This window comes from Bradyrhizobium sp. CCBAU 51627, from assembly GCF_028128765.1.
Classification (GTDB): Bacteria; Pseudomonadota; Alphaproteobacteria; order Rhizobiales; family Xanthobacteraceae; genus Bradyrhizobium.
Genome location: NZ_LBJG01000005.1, coordinates 372,836 through 388,674, shown reverse-complemented (window position 1 = coordinate 388,674; position 15,839 = coordinate 372,836). Strand labels below are relative to the sequence as shown.

Below are 15,839 nucleotides of genomic sequence, written 5' to 3'. Positions count from 1 at the left end.
TGACATGCGAGCGACAACAACCATGACGACCTCATTGCCTGTCTTCCGCCTCCTCCTTCTCCTCGGCACCGTGCTCATTCTGGCCGGCGCGCCGGCGCGGGCGCAGAACATCGTCGTCATGGTCAACGGCGAGCCCATCACCGATTTCGACATCGAGCAGCGCTCCAAGCTCGACCAGCTGACGACGCAGAAGACCCCGAGCCGGCAGGCGGTCATCAACGAGTTGATCGACGACAAGGTCAAGTTGAAGGAAGGCAAGAAATACGGCGTCGACCCAGGTGTCTCCGACATCAACCAGTCCTACGAGGGCATGGCGCAGCGCATGCGCATCTCGCCCGATCAGCTCACCAAATCGCTCGAAGTCAAGGGTGTGCGCCCCGAAACCCTCAAGAGCCGCATGAAGGCCGAGATGGTCTGGACCAGCCTCGTGCGCGGCCGCTACAAGGAAAAGCTGATGGTCGGCGAGAAGGACGTCGCCGATAAGGTGCGCGAAGGCGGCAACGAGAAGCTCCAGATCGAGGGCACCGAATACAAGATGCAGCCGATCGTGCTGATCGTGCCGCGCGGCTCGTCTTCGGCGTTCCAGGAGACGCGCATGAAGGAAGCCGAGAGCTATCGTCAGCGCGTCACGAGCTGCGAGGAAGCCAATTCGTTGTTTCGCTCGACGCCGAACGCCACCATCCGCGAGAGCGTCACCAAGACCACCGCGGACCTGCCAGAGCCGCTGCGCAAGGTGCTCGACGATACCCCGATCGGCCATCTCACCGCGCCGGAGGTGACCAAAGCAGGTATCGAGATGGTGGTGCTGTGCTCGCGCAAGCCGACCATGATCGACACGCCGAAAAAGCGCGAGATCCGCGAGAAGATGTATTCGGAGAAGTACGAGAAGACGCAGAAGGCCTATCTCGACGAGATCCGGAAGGCCGCGATGATCGAATATCGCAGCCACTGATGGCCACCGCTTCCGCAAAGCCCCTCGCGCTCACGCTCGGAGAGCCCGCCGGCATCGGACCCGACGTCACCATCGCAGCCTGGCTGAGGCGCCGCGAACTGGGCCTGCCGGCCTTCTATTTGCTCGGCGACGAAGCATTGATCGCACGGCGCGCCAGGCTGCTGGGCAAGGCGCTTGGCGCCGACGCCAGGGTCGCCGCGGTGAGTCCGGCTGAAGCTGAAGGCGCCTTTGCCGACGCCCTGCCCGTGGTTGCGACCGGCGAGCAGGCCACCGCCGCACCCGGCAAGCCGGACGCATCGAGCGCACCGGCCGCGCTCGCCTCGATCCGGCAGGCTGTCAGCGACGTGCGCGCTGGGCTCGCCAGCGCCGTCGTCACCAACCCGATCGCCAAGAGCGTACTCTACCGCGCCGGCTTCCGCCATCCGGGCCACACCGAATTCCTCGCCGAGCTCGCAAGCACGGACGGCCGTGTGCTGCAGCCGGTGATGATGTTGTGGTCGCCGCGGCTCGCCGTGGTGCCGGTGACGATCCACGTATCCCTGCGCGATGCTCTCGCCCAGCTGAGCAGCGATCTCATCGTCTCGACCGTGCGCATCGTTGCGAGCGAGCTCAATTCTCGCTTCGGCATTGCCCGGCCCCGCATCGCGATATCAGGGCTCAATCCGCACGCCGGCGAGGACGGCTCGCTCGGCCACGAGGAGCAGACCGTGATCGCGCCGGCGCTCAAGGTCCTGCGCAACGACGGCGTCGATGCCCGCGGTCCTCTGCCCGCCGACACCATGTTTCACGAAGCCGCGCGCAACACCTATGACTGCGCGGTCTGCATGTATCACGACCAGGCGCTGATCCCGATCAAGACGGTCGCGTTCGACGCCGCCGTCAACGTCACGCTCGGCCTGCCCTTTATCCGCACCTCGCCCGATCATGGCACTGCCTTCGATATCGCCGGCACTGGCAAGGCGAACCCTGCGAGCCTGATTGCCGCGCTCAAGCTTGCCAGCCGCATGGCGGCTTCGACAAGCTGATGAGCGCGATCGACGACCTCCCGCCGCTTCGCGAGGTCATCCGCCAACACGGCCTGTCGGCGCGCAAATCGCTCGGCCAAAATTTTCTCCTCGACCTCAACCTCACCGCCCGCATTGCGCGCGCGGCAGCGCCGCTCGAAGAGAGCACCATCGTCGAGATCGGCCCCGGTCCGGGCGGATTGACGCGCGCATTGCTCGCACTCGGTGCCAGACGCGTTATTGCGATCGAGCACGACGAGCGCGCGATTCCCGCCCTTCAAGACATTTCCGCGCGCTATCCTGGTCGGCTCGATATCGTGCATGGCGACGCCATGACCTTCGATCCGCGGCCACTGCTTGCGGGTGAGCGCGCCAAGATCGTTGCCAATCTGCCCTACAACATCGCGACCCAGCTCCTGATCAACTGGCTCACCATCGAGCCCTGGCCACCCTGGTACGACATGATGGTGCTGATGTTTCAGCGCGAGGTCGGCGAGCGCATCGTCGCGCACGAGGACGAGGAGGCTTATGGCCGGCTCGGCGTGCTCGCCAACTGGCGTTGCGAGACCAAGATCCTGTTCGACATCTCGCCGTCCGCCTTCGTGCCACCGCCGAAGGTCACCTCCTCCGTCGTACGCCTCAAGCCGCGCGCGGAGCCGCTGCCCTGCGATCGCAAGATGCTGGAGCAGGTCGCGGCCGCTGCCTTCGGCCAGCGCCGGAAAATGCTGCGCCAGAGCCTGAAATCACTGGGTGTCGATCCGGCACGACTTGCGGCCGCCGCAAGCGTCGATGCGACGCGGCGCGCCGAGACCATTTCCATCTCCAGCTTTGTTGCCATGGCGCGTGAATTGGCGGATATACGCAGCGAAGCCTGACAATTTATATTCCGGAGGAAAGAAAATGGCGTTGATGCGTCGGCAGTCTCTCGTCAAATTCGATGCGCCGCTGTGCGAGACCATCGTCGACACGCCGAAACCGCAGGGACGTGAGGTGCTGGTTCGCATCGAGCGCTGCGGCCTGTGTCATTCCGACCTGCACATCCAGGACGGCTATGCCGACCTCGGCGGCGGAAAGAAGCTCGACACCACGCGCGGCATGACGCTGCCCTTCACGCTCGGCCATGAGATTGCCGGCGTCGTCAACGAAGTCGGGCCCGACGTGCCGGCGGGCCTCGTCGGAGCCAAGAAGGCGGTGTTTCCCTGGATCGGCTGCGGCCAATGCCGCGATTGCAGGAACGGCGACGAGAATCTGTGCGCAAAGCAGCGCTTCCTCGGCGTCTCCATCGACGGCGGCTTCGCCACCCACGTGCTGGTGCCCGACGCAAAATATCTGCTCGACTACGATCCCCTGCCCGTCAACCAGGCCGCGACCTTGATGTGCTCGGGCGTCACCGCCTACGGCGCGCTCAAGCGCCTGGTCGACCGTCCGCGCCAGCGCAACCTGCTGCTGGTCGGCCTTGGCGGCGTCGGCATGATGGGTCTGTCGTTCGCGCAGGCGATGTTCAAGCAGCCGATCACTGTTGCCGATCTCAGCGGTGCCGCGCGGGAGACCGCGCTGAAGAACGGTGCGGCCAATGCTTACGATCCGTCCGAGCCCGACGTGATCAAGCGCATCCTGAAGGAGACCGACGGTGGCTTCGACGAGGTCGTCGATTTCGCCGGCAACGAAAAGTCGATGGCGTTTGCGGTCGCAGTTGCCGCGCGCGGCGGCAAGGTGGTGGTCTCCGGCCTGATGGGCGGCCAGTTCACGCTGCCGATGGTGCAATGGGTCTACAAGCGCCTCACCGTCGAAGGCTTCATGGTCGGCACACTCGCGGAGGCCCACGAGCTGATGGCGCTCGCCCGCGCCGGCAAGGTCAAGCCGACGCCGATGCGCGAGGAGCCAATGGGCGACGTCCAGAAATGGATCGACGAACTGCGTGCCGGCAAGGTCGTCGGCCGCATCGTGCTGAAGAACTGAACTTCGAGCGGCGGCGCGGTGTACGTCTCGCCGCCGCTCACGGAACGGCTGCCCCCGCACTGCGTTGGCAGCGCATGTCCATTCGTTGCACCGTCGAGAGCGCATTCTTCATTGCCTGGAGCTTCCTCGAGCGGGGCGGCGAGCTCGGTCCGCCCGACACGTCCGCGAACATCATTCTCGATGCGATCGAAGCGCAGCTCAAGCGCGGCGAACGTCGACCGCTGATGCTCGCCAACAAAGCGATCGACGCGCATCGGAACTTGAACAGGCAGTCGAGGACGCATGAAGCAAGCCTCGGGTAGCGGCGCCAGGCGATACCCTCGGACCCGCCGGCGCGGCGGCGTGACGTGGGGTTGAGGCCGACTTCCGTAGTTCTCCGGCCAGGAACGAAGTTCGGGGCGTGGCAAGGTGCAACGCGGGATCGTTTCCAGCCATACCCGCACCTGGATTGGCGATCGGCGCCAGAACCGCATCGCAGGAGTTCCGGAACGGCCCCCGCCTTCAGTGTCCAGACTTGCCGGATTCCGATAGCCGCCCCTCAAAACTTGCGTTCACCAAAAGCACAACTTGCATTGGCGCGCGAACGGCCGTTCAATGGCCACTTAAACGCAGCAGCACATTTCTTCACCTCTGGTTTTTCAATGCAGACCTTTCTCGTCATTCTCGGCATCTGGCTCCTGATCAACGTGCTTTTCGTCGTGATCATGATCCCGCCCCGCAAGCCGCGGAAGTCGAATGAGGCTCGCTCATCGAGCGGGCTCGCGCCCGTCCCGATCGGCCAGAACGCCTATGCCATGGATGAGGATGAGAAGGTCTCGCTGCGCCACACCATCATCGCCATTGCAATGGGGGCGCTGCTCTCCCTGGCGCCGCCTCTTTTGGAAGCCGTCGACGAGATCAAGGGGATGATTGCAAAGTACCGCAAGCCGCGGCCCGTCGCCGCTGGCGAAGGCGACGGACGATCTCGCAAGACTGATCTGCTCCGCGTCGGGGAGGGGGAGATGTCCTCAGCTGGATCACCATCCGGCCAGCAGGACGAATCGAAGCAATAGCGCTTCGCACCGTCACATTTACGTCAGACCCGAGCCTGGAACGCCCCGGGCGTTCAACGCGTTGGCTTTTCGTCCAGGCAACGACGGAGTCTGAATTGCATGACGAAGCCGCTGACAAAAACCGTGCGGCCGGTTCCCGACGAGAACCAGAGCCATAAGGGCGCGGGCAGCGTGCCGACAGTTCCGGTCGACACCACCAAAGGTCATCGCGACGACGAGAAGCAGAATATCCGTGAGCAGGCCGCGCACGGTAACCTCACCCAGAACACCAGCAACCGGCGCACGGGATAGGCGCAGAAACCAGGGGGATTAGGAGGAGATACGAACTTGGTTACTCCCGGCAAATGGTACGATCCGATCTCAGAACGCTGGATCGCGCCGCGCGAACATCTCTTCGAAGTCAGATCCTCCCACGCGACCGAAAACCACGTCGTCGAGCTTCAGAGGAATCTCGAAATCCAGCGCATCTGGCGCGCCCTGGTCGATTGCTGCGCAAGCAAGTGATGCATTTGTGCACGCGATGACGGTGAATCGCGCCGTCCGCCGCATGGCCCTCCCAGCATGACCGATCCCGCGTCCCCCAGGCCGGTCGCAATTGCGATCCACTATCTCGCGATCCTTGCCGGCTGCGCCTGCCTGCTGCTCGCCGCCATCTGCGTCATCATAGCGTGCGAGGTCTTCATCCAGACCGGTGTGTTCGCGCGATCCTACGCGATGGTGGGATTGATCAGCGGCGTGCTGGGGGGATTGGCGCTGAAGCTGGCGAGTGCATGGAAGTAATCCTTTGCCGTAGTCCGCGGTTGAGCTCCTGCGAAACTTGTCGCATCCTTACTAAGCTCTCCGACGAGCACGTCGATCGTGCACCGAGTTGCGGCGACGGCTACGGGTTAGGTGCGACCGAGCATCTTGCGCATCATCACGTGCAGTATGCCTGCATCATCGAATGGCGCCCCCTCCTCGACGTACCCAAGTCGCTGATAGAAGCCGCGCGCCGTAAGTTGCGCGCCGAGCACGATTTCGTCGGCACCATCGCGAAAGGCAATGGCCGCCGCGCGCTCCATCAATTCCCTTCCAACCCCTTGTTTCCGTGCTGAAGCCAAAATCGCCACTCTGCCGATCTTAGCCCTGCGTTCATGATGCACGATGCGCAGCGTCCCAATGACTTCGCCATCAGAAAGTGCAGCCAGATGGGTGGCGCCCCTGTCGTCCTCGTCGACTTCAAGATCTTCAGGGACCCCTTGTTCGACGACGAACACCCCGTTTCGCAAGGCATATACCGCAGACGTGAGTGGGTTTGAGGCGAGTATCTCCACGATCACACTCACTTCTGTCTTCTCTCGCTCGCCAAGCTTCTCACACAGTGTCGAACTTGCTCACCTTCAGCAAGGAGCGCTGGGGTCAGCTTCAGGCCCTGGGCGTGGGCGATTTGGCACGAGCGGTCGCCGCCTGTGCACGGCGGAACCGAGGCCATGACTCGTTCGGCAAAACACGAAACGCCCGTCCCCTCCCCCAAGAAGGAGAAGGGATGACCCCCACAGCTCACCGGCAACATGGAACCACGAACCGCCGTGGTGCCTTCGAAATGGCCCAATTCCCGATGGAACGAACGCCGCGCAGGCCCGATTCAGGCCACATCGTCTCCGGATTTGCGGCTCATTGCCACCTAAGTCTTTGGAGAGAAAGGGAAGGTAACGAGTTGCGTCATGCGTAACCGGGAGACCAGGATGGGCAACCGCACCGCAAAGTTCACGTCCGCGCTGATTGGCAGCATCATTGCCGGCGCACCCTTCGCCGCTGTGTCGCAGAACGCGCCGAGTGCGCCCAGCACGGCAAGCACGACGACGGCTGCCACGACCACGGCGGGCGCGACGAGTGCCGCAAGCGACTGCCTCACCTCGCCGAAGGGCGCCACACCGCAGGGGCAGCACTGGTTCTACCGGCTGGAGCGCGGGACCAAACGGCAGTGCTGGTATCTGCGCGCGGAAGGCAGCAAGGCCACGCAGAACACTCAGGCAACGGCCGACACCCCGAATGCGGCTCCGGGCGCGCCGCCGTCGGTGCAGAATGCGCGTGCCGAATATGTCGCGCCGCAGACCAACTCCGCAGCGAGCACACCAGTGCCGGCCACAACCTCGCCGCAGCAGGCGTTTGGCACGAGTACGGATGCCAACGCACCGCAGCCCGTAGTCGCCGCTCCCTGGCCTGATACCGCTCCGGCAACCGCTTCGCCTGGGCCGCAATCTGCACCCGCCTCCGCGCCTGCAACGGCCTCGCGCGCGCAACCGACCGCATCCCCTGCTCCGGTGACACTCGCTACGGCAGATAGCACGGCGGACAAGTCGACCGGGTCACTCCAGATGCTGCTGCTCGTCGTCGGCGGCGCATTGGCGCTCGCCGGCCTGCTCGCCAGCCTGATCTACCGCTTCGCCGGTGGACGCGCGCGCGTGCAGACCTCGGATCGCCGGGTGAACTGGGACCATCGGCAGGATCGCGACAACAGCCGTGCGCCGTGGCTCGATGCAGCACCGGCACCTGTGCCACCCGCGGCGCGGCCGCTTCCGGTGGACTTCGACGCCGTGCGTCCGCAAGCGTCGCAGATCGCCGCATTCAGTGATGCGATCGGCCGGATTGCAGCGCAAGGCCGCCCCATCGAGGCTGCGGCCGCAGAGCCTGACGAGACCGAGATCGACTATTTCGACGGCGAATTCGAGATCGAGACAGCGGCGCCACTGCTCGCGGCCGACAGCCATGACGAAGACAAGACCGACCTCGAGGCAATCGATCTCGATCTGGCTGATCATGACATGGCTGATCACGATTTGGCCGATCACGATCCGGATAAGCACCAAGAGGACGTACGCAACGCGGATAGGTACGAGGACCACGCGCGCGACGAAACTGCCGTCGACATCAACATCATCACGTCGATGCTGGAACGGCTGGCGGCGCAAGGGCCGCAGTTGTCGCAGCCTCGCCTCGAACCTAGCCTTGAAGCTGACCTTGCAGCGCTCGCACGAAGCTCACGAGGCCAGTCCGCCGCTCGCGCTTGAGGCGTTCGGCCTTGAGGATCGACTGCACCTCGGCGAAGGCGTCATCGACATTGTGGTTGATGACGATGTAGTCGTATTCGGCCCAGTGGCTCATCTCGTGGCTGGCGCGGCTCATGCGCTTGCGGATCACCTCGTCGGAATCCTGCGCACGCGACTGCAGCCGCTTCTCGAGGTCGGCCGCCGAGGGCGGCAGGATGAAGACGCGAACCACATCGACGCTTGCCTTCTGGTGCAGTTGCTGGGTGCCCTGCCAGTCGATGTCGAACAGCACGTCCTGTCCGGCCGACAGTGCTGCCTCCACCGGCTCACGCGGCGTCCCATAAAGATTATCAAACACGGTGGCCCATTCGAGCAGTTCGCCCTGCTCGACCATCGTCTCGAATCTGGGCTTGCAAACAAAGAAATAGTCACGCCCCTCGACTTCACCCGGCCGCATCTGGCGCGTGGTCGCCGACACTGACATCTTCAGGCCGGGCTCACGCTCGAGTAACATCCGCGACAGCGTCGTCTTGCCTGCGCCCGATGGCGAGGACAGCACGAACATCAAGCCGCGCCGTTCGACACCGTCAGTTCCGTGCCCCCCCGTTGTCATCGATCACTCCAGATTCTGGACCTGCTCGCGGAATTGCTCGACCACGTTCTTCATGGCGAGGCCGGTATTGGTCAGCTCGATATCGTTCGACTTCGAGCAGCAGGTGTTGACCTCGCGGTGAAACTCCTGCGCCAGGAAGTCGAGCTTGCGGCCGATCGGGCCGCCCTTGCCGATCAGTTCGCGCGCCTGCGCGATGTGAGAGGCTATGCGGTCGAGTTCCTCGCGGATGTCGGCCCTGGTCGCGATCAGGATCGCCTCCTGCATCAGGCGGTCTGAATCGAAACGGTCGGAGGTATCGAGCAGCGCAGCGATCTGTTCGGCGAGCTTCGCCTTGATCGCCTCCGGCTTGCGACTCGGCGCGGCCTCGGCCTTTTTCGCCAGTTGCTCGACCTCGTCGACCCGCTGGCTCAGTATCTGCCCGAGCGAAACTCCCTCCCGCTTGCGCATCGCGACGAGCTCGTCGAGCGCCTTGTCGAAGGCCTCGGCAGCGGCGACACGCGCCGCCTTGTCTTCCTCCTCGTCACCCTCGGGCTCGCCGACCTCGACCACGCCCTTGATGGCAAGCAGGCCGTCGATGCTCGGCGCCACCGCGTCAACCTTGCCGGAGATCAGCGCGGCCGCCTTCAGCACGGCGTTGAGCACGTCCTCGTTGATGCGGACGGAGGCGGCCGCGTTGGCGCGCTTGACGTTGAGATTGGCGTAGACGGTGCCGCGCGAGAGCAGCTCGCCCGCACGCTTCTTGGCGTGGGCCTCGAGCTCCTCGAACCCCTGCGGCAGCCGCACCCGCAAGTCAAAGCCCTTGGCGTTGACCGACTTCAATTCCCACTCGAACGTATACGGCCCGCTTGCGCCGTGGCTTCGGGCAAAGCCGGTCATGGACGACAGCGCCATCAGGTCAAATTCTCCGACATCATGGGATTCGCGAGGCCATCAGGCCACGCGAATCTTAAGACTATTTTGCAGGAAAGTGGAATCCGCAATGTTCGCAGGCCGGCCTGCGCGGATCAGGCCTAGCGCTGGATCACCTGCGGCGAAGGCTGCACCGCGCCCTGGCGGGCGGGCGCCGCCGGCCGGACCGGCGGCTTCCTCTGGGGCGGCTTGGGTGTGGTGGCGGTCGGCGCCGTATCTGCAGCCGCGGGTGCGGCAGCGGCCGGCGGCGGCTCCTCGGCCGGCTCGACCGTGTCGTTCTGGATCTGCTTCTCCATCGCGCGGAGTTTCGCGACGTTCTTCTGGTGCGCGTCGTAGGTCTCGGTGAAGGCATGCCCGCCCGAACCGTCGGCGACGAAATAGAGATCGCGGGTGCGGGCCGGGTTGGCGGCGGCCTCCAGCGAGGCGCGGCCGGGATTGGAGATGGGGCCCGGCGGCAGGCCCTCGATCACATAGGTATTGTAGGGCGAGGGCTGCGTGATCTCGCTGCGCTTGATCGGGCGTCCCAGCGTACCCTTGCCGCCGACGAGGCCGTAGATGATGGTCGGGTCGGACTGCAGCTTGATCTTCTGCTTGAGGCGGTTGACGAACACCGCGGCAACGCGGCTGCGCTCGTCGGGCTTGCCGGTCTCCTTCTCGACGATCGAGGCGAGCGTCACCAGTTGCTCCGGCGTCTTGACCGGAAGATCGGGGCTGCGGCGCTCCCAGATCTCGGCAAGCACGCGCTTGTGCGCCTGCTGCATGCGCTGGATCACCTGATCACGCGGGGTCCCGCGCGGGAACTTGTAGGTCTCGGGCAGCAGCGTGCCTTCGCGCGGCACTTCGCGCACGCTGCCGGTGAAGATGTCGTTATCGGAGAGCCGCGCCACGATCTGCTCGGAGGTCAGGCCCTCCGGAATCGTGACGGCGTGCTGCACCACCTTGCCCTCGACGATGGTGGCGATGACGTCGCGCAGCGACGCGTTCTTCTGGAACGAATATTCGCCCGGCTTGAGGTCCGAGCTCGCCTTCAGCGCGGCAACGGCGCCGATGAAGACCCAGGGATTGACGTCGGTCACGCCTTCCCGGTTCAGCGTCTCGGCAATGTCGCGCTTGCCCGCACGCTGGGGAATGTTGACGACCTTGTCTTCCTTCAATGGCCCGGGCGACTCGAGCACCTGCCGACCGTAGTAATAGGCCGCCCCCGCGCCGATCATGCCGATCAAAAGCAGGGTGATGATGGCGTTGCCGACCACGACCAGGGGACTGCGCGCCCGCTCCGAACGTTTCGGCGGCGGCGGGACCTGCTCGGGCTCGAGCGCTGCCCGCGGACTCCGGGGCGAAATGGGCGGCCTTTCACTCATCGAAGCAACCTGAATCCTGCCGGTTCAATCGCAGCCTGACAATCACTTGCCGAGCCAAATGCACGCGCCCACAGATATGACTATCGCCGAATACGGCAAAACGGTGGATTCGCCGCAAACACAAACTATTGGGCCAGACGCCGGACGATCACCGACGCATTGGTACCGCCGAAACCAAAAGAATTCGACAGCGCGACGTTGACCTCACGCTGCTTCGCCTTATGCGGCACGAGATCGATCGCAGTCTCCACCGACGGATTGTCCAAATTGATGGTCGGCGGGACGACATTATCGCGAATCGCGAGAACGGCGAAGATCGCCTCGATTGCGCCGGCCGCACCGAGGAGATGGCCGGTCGAGGACTTGGTCGAGGACATCGAAACCTTGGATGCTGCGTTGCCGAGCAGGCGCTCCACCGCGCCAAGCTCGATCTCGTCGCCGAGCGGCGTCGAGGTGCCGTGCGCGTTGATGTAATCGAGATCGGATGCCGTCAGACCGGCGCGCTTGAGCGCGGCCGACATGCTGCGGAAACCGCCATCGCCATCGGGCGACGGCGATGTAATATGATAGGCGTCACCCGACAGGCCGTAGCCGATCACCTCGGCATAGATCCTGGCGCCGCGGCGCTGGGCGTGCCCGAGCTCTTCCAGAACCAGGACACCGGCGCCCTCGCCCATCACGAAACCATCGCGGTCCTTGTCGTAAGGACGCGAGGCCTTCTCGGGAGTCTCGTTGAAGCCGGTCGACAGCGCGCGCGCGGCATTGAAGCCGGCAATGCCGATCCGGCTGATCGGCGACTCCGCACCGCCCGCGACCATCACGTCGGCATCGCCGAGCGCGATCAGACGGGCGGCATCGCCGACCGCATGGGCGCCGGTCGAGCAGGCCGTGACCACCGAATGGTTCGGTCCCTTCAGCCCATGGGCGATCGAGACGTAACCGGAAGCTAGATTGATCAGGCGGCCCGGAATGAAGAACGGCGACACCCGGCGCGGGCCGCGCTCCTTCAGGAGGATCGCGGTGTCGGCAATGCCGCTGAGGCCGCCGATGCCCGAGCCGATCATGGTGCCGGTCGCGCATTTGTCCTCTTCGGTCTCGGGATGCCAATTGGCATCGTCGAGCGCCTGGCCCGCGGCGGCCATGCCGAAAATGATGAAGTCGTCGACCTTGCGCTGGTCCTTCGGCTCCATCCACTTGTCGGGATTGAAGCTGCCGTTGCTGCCGTCGCCGCGCACGACGGTGCAGGCGATCTTGGTCTGCAGATCGGAGACATCGAAGCTCTCGATCCTGCGCGCACCGCTCTCGCCGTTGAGGATGCGTTTCCAGGTTGGCTCGACGCCGCAGCCGAGTGGCGACACCATGCCGAGACCAGTGACGACAACCCGCCTCATATCCGAAAACTCCGCATCGAAAGATTCACGGCCAATAACAAGAAACCGGCTGGCCGCTGGGAAGCGGCCCGTCCGGTTTCAATGTTGTCCCCGCGAAAATGAAGAGCCTTAGCTCTTCGCGTTCTTCTCGAGAAACTTGGTGGCGTCGCCGACGGTGAGAATCGTCTCAGCGGCATCGTCCGGAATCTCGCACCCGAATTCTTCTTCGAACGCCATCACCAGCTCGACGGTGTCCAGACTGTCGGCGCCGAGGTCGTCGATGAAGCTCGCAGCGTCGACAACCTTCTCGGGTTCAACACCAAGGTGTTCGACCACGATCTTCTTAACCCGCTCGCCAATGTCACTCATTGCATAACCTCGTGTTGTTCCCTGTAGACCCGACCCCCCGGGACGATACGAGCCGTCGTGGTCGTTGACTGCCTTCGCTTACGAACTTTGATTTGGTCCCATCTTAACCGATAGAGACCCCGCGAACGACGGCCAAGGCTCCGCATCGCCAATATACAGGGTTTCAAAAACCTGCAATGGCGTTCTTTGCCCATCCGTTGAGCGTCCGGTTATCATACTTCAAGTGCCTTGACTACACGCCTCATTTCGCTTCGGAAACGGCCGTTTGCCGCATCCCGCACCGCCCCTGTGGGCAGTGCGGGACGAGGCTGTCAGATCATGGCCATGCCGCCGTTGACGTGGATGGTTTGTCCGGTGACGTAGGATGCTTCGTTCGAGCTGAGATAGACGGCGGCCGCTGCAATGTCCTCGGGCGTTCCCAGACGGCCCGCCGGAACCTTGGTCAGAATCGCATCGCGCTGCTTGTCGTTGAGCACATCCGTCATCGGCGTCTTGATGAAACCGGGCGCGATGCAGTTCGCGGTGACGCCGCGCTTGGCGTATTCGGCGCCGAGCGTCTTGATCATGCCGATCAGGCCGGCCTTCGATGCGCTGTAATTGCCCTGCCCGGGATTGCCGGTGACGCCGACCACCGAGGTGATGGCGATGATGCGGCCGAAGCGCTTGCGCATCATCAATTTGGTGGCGGCGCGCGCCAGACGGAAAGTTGCGGTCAGGTTGACGTTGATGACCTCGTCCCAGTCCTCGTCGCGGAGTTGAACGAACAGGTTATCCCGCGTGATGCCGGCATTGGCGATGAGAATATCGACCTGCCCCATCGCAGCTTCAGCAGCCGGCACCAGCGCCTCGACCTCATCAGCCTTGGAGAGATTGCAGGTCAGCACATGGGTGCGCTCTCCGAGCTTGCCGGCAAGCTCGTCGAGCACGTCCTTGCGCGTCCCCGATATCGCGACGGTGGCGCCCTGCGCGTGCAGCGCCTGGGCGATCGCGCCGCCGATGCCGCCGGTCGCGCCGGTGACGAGCGCCTTCTTGCCTGTCAGATCGAACATCGCGTACTTACTCCTCTAGCCCTGCTTCGCAGCGGCCAATGCATCCCTGGCGGCAGCAATGTCGTTCGGACCACCGACCGCAACACCGACGGCGCCGTCAGCGATGCGCTTCACGAGTCCCGTCAGCACCTTGCCCGCGCCGATCTCGAAGAAACGGGTGACGCCCTGCCCCGCCATATAGGCAACCGACTCGCGCCAGCGCACCGTGCCGGTGACCTGCTCGACCAGCCGGCGGCGGATTTCGTCGGGATCGGTGATGGCGCTGGCCAGCACGTTCGACACCAGCGGCGCGGCTGGCGCCTTGATCGTGACCTTGGATAACGCCTCCGCCATCGCGTCGGCCGCAGGCTGCATCAGCTTGCAATGGAACGGCGCGGACACCGGCAGCAGCATCGCGCGCTTGGCGCCCTTGGTCTTGGCAATCTCGACAGCGCGATCGACCGCGGCCTTGTCGCCGGAGACGACCACCTGTCCGCCGCCATTGTCGTTGGCGGCCTGGCAGACCTGGCCCTGAGCCGCCTCCTTGGCGACCTCCATAGCCGCGTCATAATCAAGGCCAAGCAGCGCGGCCATCGCACCGGCGCCGACAGGCACGGCCTTTTGCATTGCGAGACCGCGAATGCGAAGCAGCCGCGCGGTGTCGGAAATGGTCAGGCTGCCGGCCGCCGCCAGCGCCGAATATTCGCCGAGCGAGTGGCCGGCCACGAAGGCCGCGTCCCGCCCCACGGAAAACCCTGCCTCGGCCTCGAGCACCCGCAGAGTGGCCACAGACACCGCCATCAGAGCCGGCTGGGCGTTTTCAGTGAGCTGAAGGGTTTCGGCCGGGCCATCCCAGATCGTCGCGGTCAGCTTCTCGCCGAGCGCGGCATCGACCTCGTCGAACACGGCGCGTGCTACCGGAAAGGCGTCGGCCAGGGCCTTGCCCATACCGACTGCCTGGGAACCCTGCCCAGGAAATGTGAATGCTGCCGTCATCGGCGCTCCCTGCTTGTCGGGCGTGATCCCTCTCGAGAACCGGCAGCCGATTACGCACGGCCTTAGGCCATGGTTCCGGATCATGCTCCAAAGGGGGCCGTAGACACTGTCCGGGGCCGGAATGTCAAGCCAAGATAGGAACTTCGACCAGCATTCATTTGGGATGCAGCCCTAGAACCCGCCACTGGTCTGGTTAGCGTCTACCACCGCCCCTGCCTGCGCACGGCGCGCGCTGTTCACGAGCTCGCCGGGGCGGTCATCCTGATCGGGCTTCGCGGTCGCAAGACGCAGCACTGCCGCATAGCCCGGCTGCACCTCCATCCGGCCGGCATGCCGGCTCTCGCTGAGCAGGCGATGCACCTTCGGGAGATTGTAGCAGGGCACGTAGAACAGAAGATGATGCTCGAGGTGATAGTTCACGTAATACGGCGCGATGAACAGACGCTCGAGGAAGTTTGCGTGCGTGGTCCGCGTGTTGCGCAAGGGATCGCTGCTATCGGGCACGACAGCATGCTCGGCGATGTTGCGGATGCGGGTGATGACCATCATCCAGGTGAGTAGCGGCACCAGCCACAACAAGGGATAGGCCCACCACACACCGGCCGCTGCGAGGCCGGCGAACATCGCGGCGTTGACGAGGCATTGCAGGCCGAGCTTCTCCCAGAAATGGGCGGCGCGCTGCCGCCACGGCCACTCCGTCGGCCCGAGCGCGTTGAGCAATTGCGCCTTGCGCTGCTGGTAGCCGGTCTGCCCGGTGATGTCGCGAATGAACTTGCGGCGATAGCTCAGCCTAGTGATCGGAAACGGCGCCGACAGCACCAGATCAGGATCGTCCTCCTGCTGGGTGCGAGCGTGGTGTTGAAGATGGTAGCGCCGGTAGCTGCGTGTCTCTGCAAAGAGCGGATAGGCGCAGAGCCATTGGCTCAGGGCCAGATTGATCTTCTCGTCGGCAGACAGGCAGCCATGGGCACCGTCATGCATGAGGATCGCAAGTCCAAGCTGGCGCGAGCCGATGATCGCGACCGCGAGGACATAGGTGATCGGATTGGGCCACCACGCGACCAGGGCGATTGCGCCAATGATCAGCGTCCAGGCGTGCGCGATCATCGCGACACCCTTCCAGGTCACGCGTTGTCGTACGTCAGCCAATTGATCGTCGGTAAGGAAATCGCGGGCCCGCATGCGAAGCGCCGTCAT

19 protein-coding genes are annotated in these 15,839 nt (G+C 64.2%); 9 read left to right on the top strand and 10 right to left on the bottom strand.

Annotated features, from left to right (window positions below):
* The first annotated feature begins 22 nt into the window (after positions 1 to 22).
* From XH88_RS04115 to XH88_RS04085, 7 genes are all read left to right on the top strand, one after another.
* Positions 23 to 952 (top strand): SurA N-terminal domain-containing protein, encoded by a 930-nt coding sequence (locus tag XH88_RS04115; RefSeq protein ID WP_271614126.1) that lies wholly within the window; start codon positions 23 to 25, stop codon positions 950 to 952.
* Entirely contained in the window at positions 952 to 1,977 is a 1,026-nt protein-coding gene (pdxA, locus tag XH88_RS04110) for a 4-hydroxythreonine-4-phosphate dehydrogenase PdxA (RefSeq protein ID WP_271614125.1), read from the top strand. Before XH88_RS04115 ends, pdxA begins: the two co-directional genes overlap by 1 nt.
* Complete coding sequence (gene rsmA, locus XH88_RS04105) at positions 1,977 to 2,831, top strand: 16S rRNA (adenine(1518)-N(6)/adenine(1519)-N(6))-dimethyltransferase RsmA (protein WP_271614124.1); 855 nt, start codon at positions 1,977 to 1,979, stop codon at positions 2,829 to 2,831. Before pdxA ends, rsmA begins: the two co-directional genes overlap by 1 nt.
* A gap of 25 nt (positions 2,832 to 2,856) precedes the next feature.
* Entirely contained in the window at positions 2,857 to 3,915 is a 1,059-nt protein-coding gene (locus XH88_RS04100) for an alcohol dehydrogenase (RefSeq protein WP_271614123.1), read from the top strand.
* A 74-nt stretch (positions 3,916 to 3,989) separates the two neighbouring features.
* Positions 3,990 to 4,217: a hypothetical protein gene (locus tag XH88_RS04095; RefSeq protein WP_271614122.1), complete on the top strand. Its 228-nt coding sequence runs from the start codon at positions 3,990 to 3,992 to the stop codon at positions 4,215 to 4,217.
* A 270-nt stretch (positions 4,218 to 4,487) separates the two neighbouring features.
* Positions 4,488 to 4,967: a phosphonate metabolism protein PhnM gene (locus tag XH88_RS04090; RefSeq protein WP_271614121.1), complete on the top strand. Its 480-nt coding sequence runs from the start codon at positions 4,488 to 4,490 to the stop codon at positions 4,965 to 4,967.
* A gap of 99 nt (positions 4,968 to 5,066) precedes the next feature.
* Positions 5,067 to 5,258 (top strand): hypothetical protein, encoded by a 192-nt coding sequence (locus XH88_RS04085; RefSeq protein WP_271614120.1) that lies wholly within the window; start codon positions 5,067 to 5,069, stop codon positions 5,256 to 5,258.
* Between the two features lie 69 nt (positions 5,259 to 5,327).
* Here XH88_RS04085 and XH88_RS04080 read toward each other — a convergent pair whose 3' ends face one another.
* Positions 5,328 to 5,516, bottom strand: coding sequence for a hypothetical protein (locus XH88_RS04080; protein ID WP_271614119.1), 189 nt, complete (start codon positions 5,514 to 5,516; stop codon positions 5,328 to 5,330).
* Between the two features lie 12 nt (positions 5,517 to 5,528).
* On the opposite strand from XH88_RS04080, the gene XH88_RS04075 reads away from it, so the two are divergent.
* A complete protein-coding gene (locus XH88_RS04075) occupies positions 5,529 to 5,747 on the top strand; it encodes a hypothetical protein (RefSeq protein WP_271614118.1) in 219 nt (72 codons plus the stop codon).
* A gap of 107 nt (positions 5,748 to 5,854) precedes the next feature.
* Here XH88_RS04075 and XH88_RS04070 read toward each other — a convergent pair whose 3' ends face one another.
* Positions 5,855 to 6,292, bottom strand: a complete 438-nt coding sequence (locus XH88_RS04070; protein ID WP_271614117.1) for a GNAT family N-acetyltransferase — start codon at positions 6,290 to 6,292, stop codon at positions 5,855 to 5,857.
* Positions 6,293 to 6,691: 399 nt separating this feature from the next.
* Between XH88_RS04070 and XH88_RS04065 the strand changes: the two genes are divergently transcribed.
* The gene (locus XH88_RS04065; protein WP_271614116.1) at positions 6,692 to 8,017 is read left to right on the top strand and encodes a hypothetical protein; all 1,326 of its coding nucleotides are present in this window, start codon (positions 6,692 to 6,694) and stop codon (positions 8,015 to 8,017) included.
* Here XH88_RS04065 and gmk read toward each other — a convergent pair.
* The 8 genes from gmk to XH88_RS04025 form a co-directional block, all read right to left on the bottom strand.
* Positions 7,950 to 8,609 (bottom strand): guanylate kinase, encoded by a 660-nt coding sequence (gene gmk, locus XH88_RS04060; RefSeq protein WP_271614115.1) that lies wholly within the window; start codon positions 8,607 to 8,609, stop codon positions 7,950 to 7,952. The genes XH88_RS04065 and gmk overlap by 68 nt on opposite strands.
* A gap of 3 nt (positions 8,610 to 8,612) precedes the next feature.
* Positions 8,613 to 9,500 carry a YicC/YloC family endoribonuclease gene (locus tag XH88_RS04055; RefSeq protein WP_271614114.1) on the bottom strand — a complete coding sequence of 296 codons (888 nt, stop codon included), beginning with the start codon at positions 9,498 to 9,500 and terminating at the stop codon, positions 8,613 to 8,615.
* A gap of 119 nt (positions 9,501 to 9,619) precedes the next feature.
* On the bottom strand, positions 9,620 to 10,879 hold the full coding sequence (gene mltG / locus XH88_RS04050; RefSeq protein ID WP_271614113.1) for an endolytic transglycosylase MltG: 1,260 nt from the start codon (positions 10,877 to 10,879) through the stop codon (positions 9,620 to 9,622).
* Between the two features lie 125 nt (positions 10,880 to 11,004).
* The gene (fabF, locus tag XH88_RS04045) at positions 11,005 to 12,270 is read right to left on the bottom strand and encodes a beta-ketoacyl-ACP synthase II (protein ID WP_271614112.1); all 1,266 of its coding nucleotides are present in this window, start codon (positions 12,268 to 12,270) and stop codon (positions 11,005 to 11,007) included.
* Positions 12,271 to 12,378: 108 nt separating this feature from the next.
* On the bottom strand, positions 12,379 to 12,618 hold the full coding sequence (locus XH88_RS04040) for an acyl carrier protein (RefSeq protein ID WP_008130699.1): 240 nt from the start codon (positions 12,616 to 12,618) through the stop codon (positions 12,379 to 12,381).
* Positions 12,619 to 12,929: 311 nt separating this feature from the next.
* Positions 12,930 to 13,667 carry a 3-oxoacyl-[acyl-carrier-protein] reductase gene (gene fabG, locus XH88_RS04035; protein WP_271614111.1) on the bottom strand — a complete coding sequence of 246 codons (738 nt, stop codon included), beginning with the start codon at positions 13,665 to 13,667 and terminating at the stop codon, positions 12,930 to 12,932.
* A 15-nt stretch (positions 13,668 to 13,682) separates the two neighbouring features.
* Positions 13,683 to 14,642, bottom strand: a complete 960-nt coding sequence (fabD, locus tag XH88_RS04030) for an ACP S-malonyltransferase (protein WP_271614110.1) — start codon at positions 14,640 to 14,642, stop codon at positions 13,683 to 13,685.
* A 171-nt stretch (positions 14,643 to 14,813) separates the two neighbouring features.
* A complete protein-coding gene (locus XH88_RS04025; RefSeq protein WP_271614109.1) occupies positions 14,814 to 15,839 on the bottom strand; it encodes a fatty acid desaturase family protein in 1,026 nt (341 codons plus the stop codon).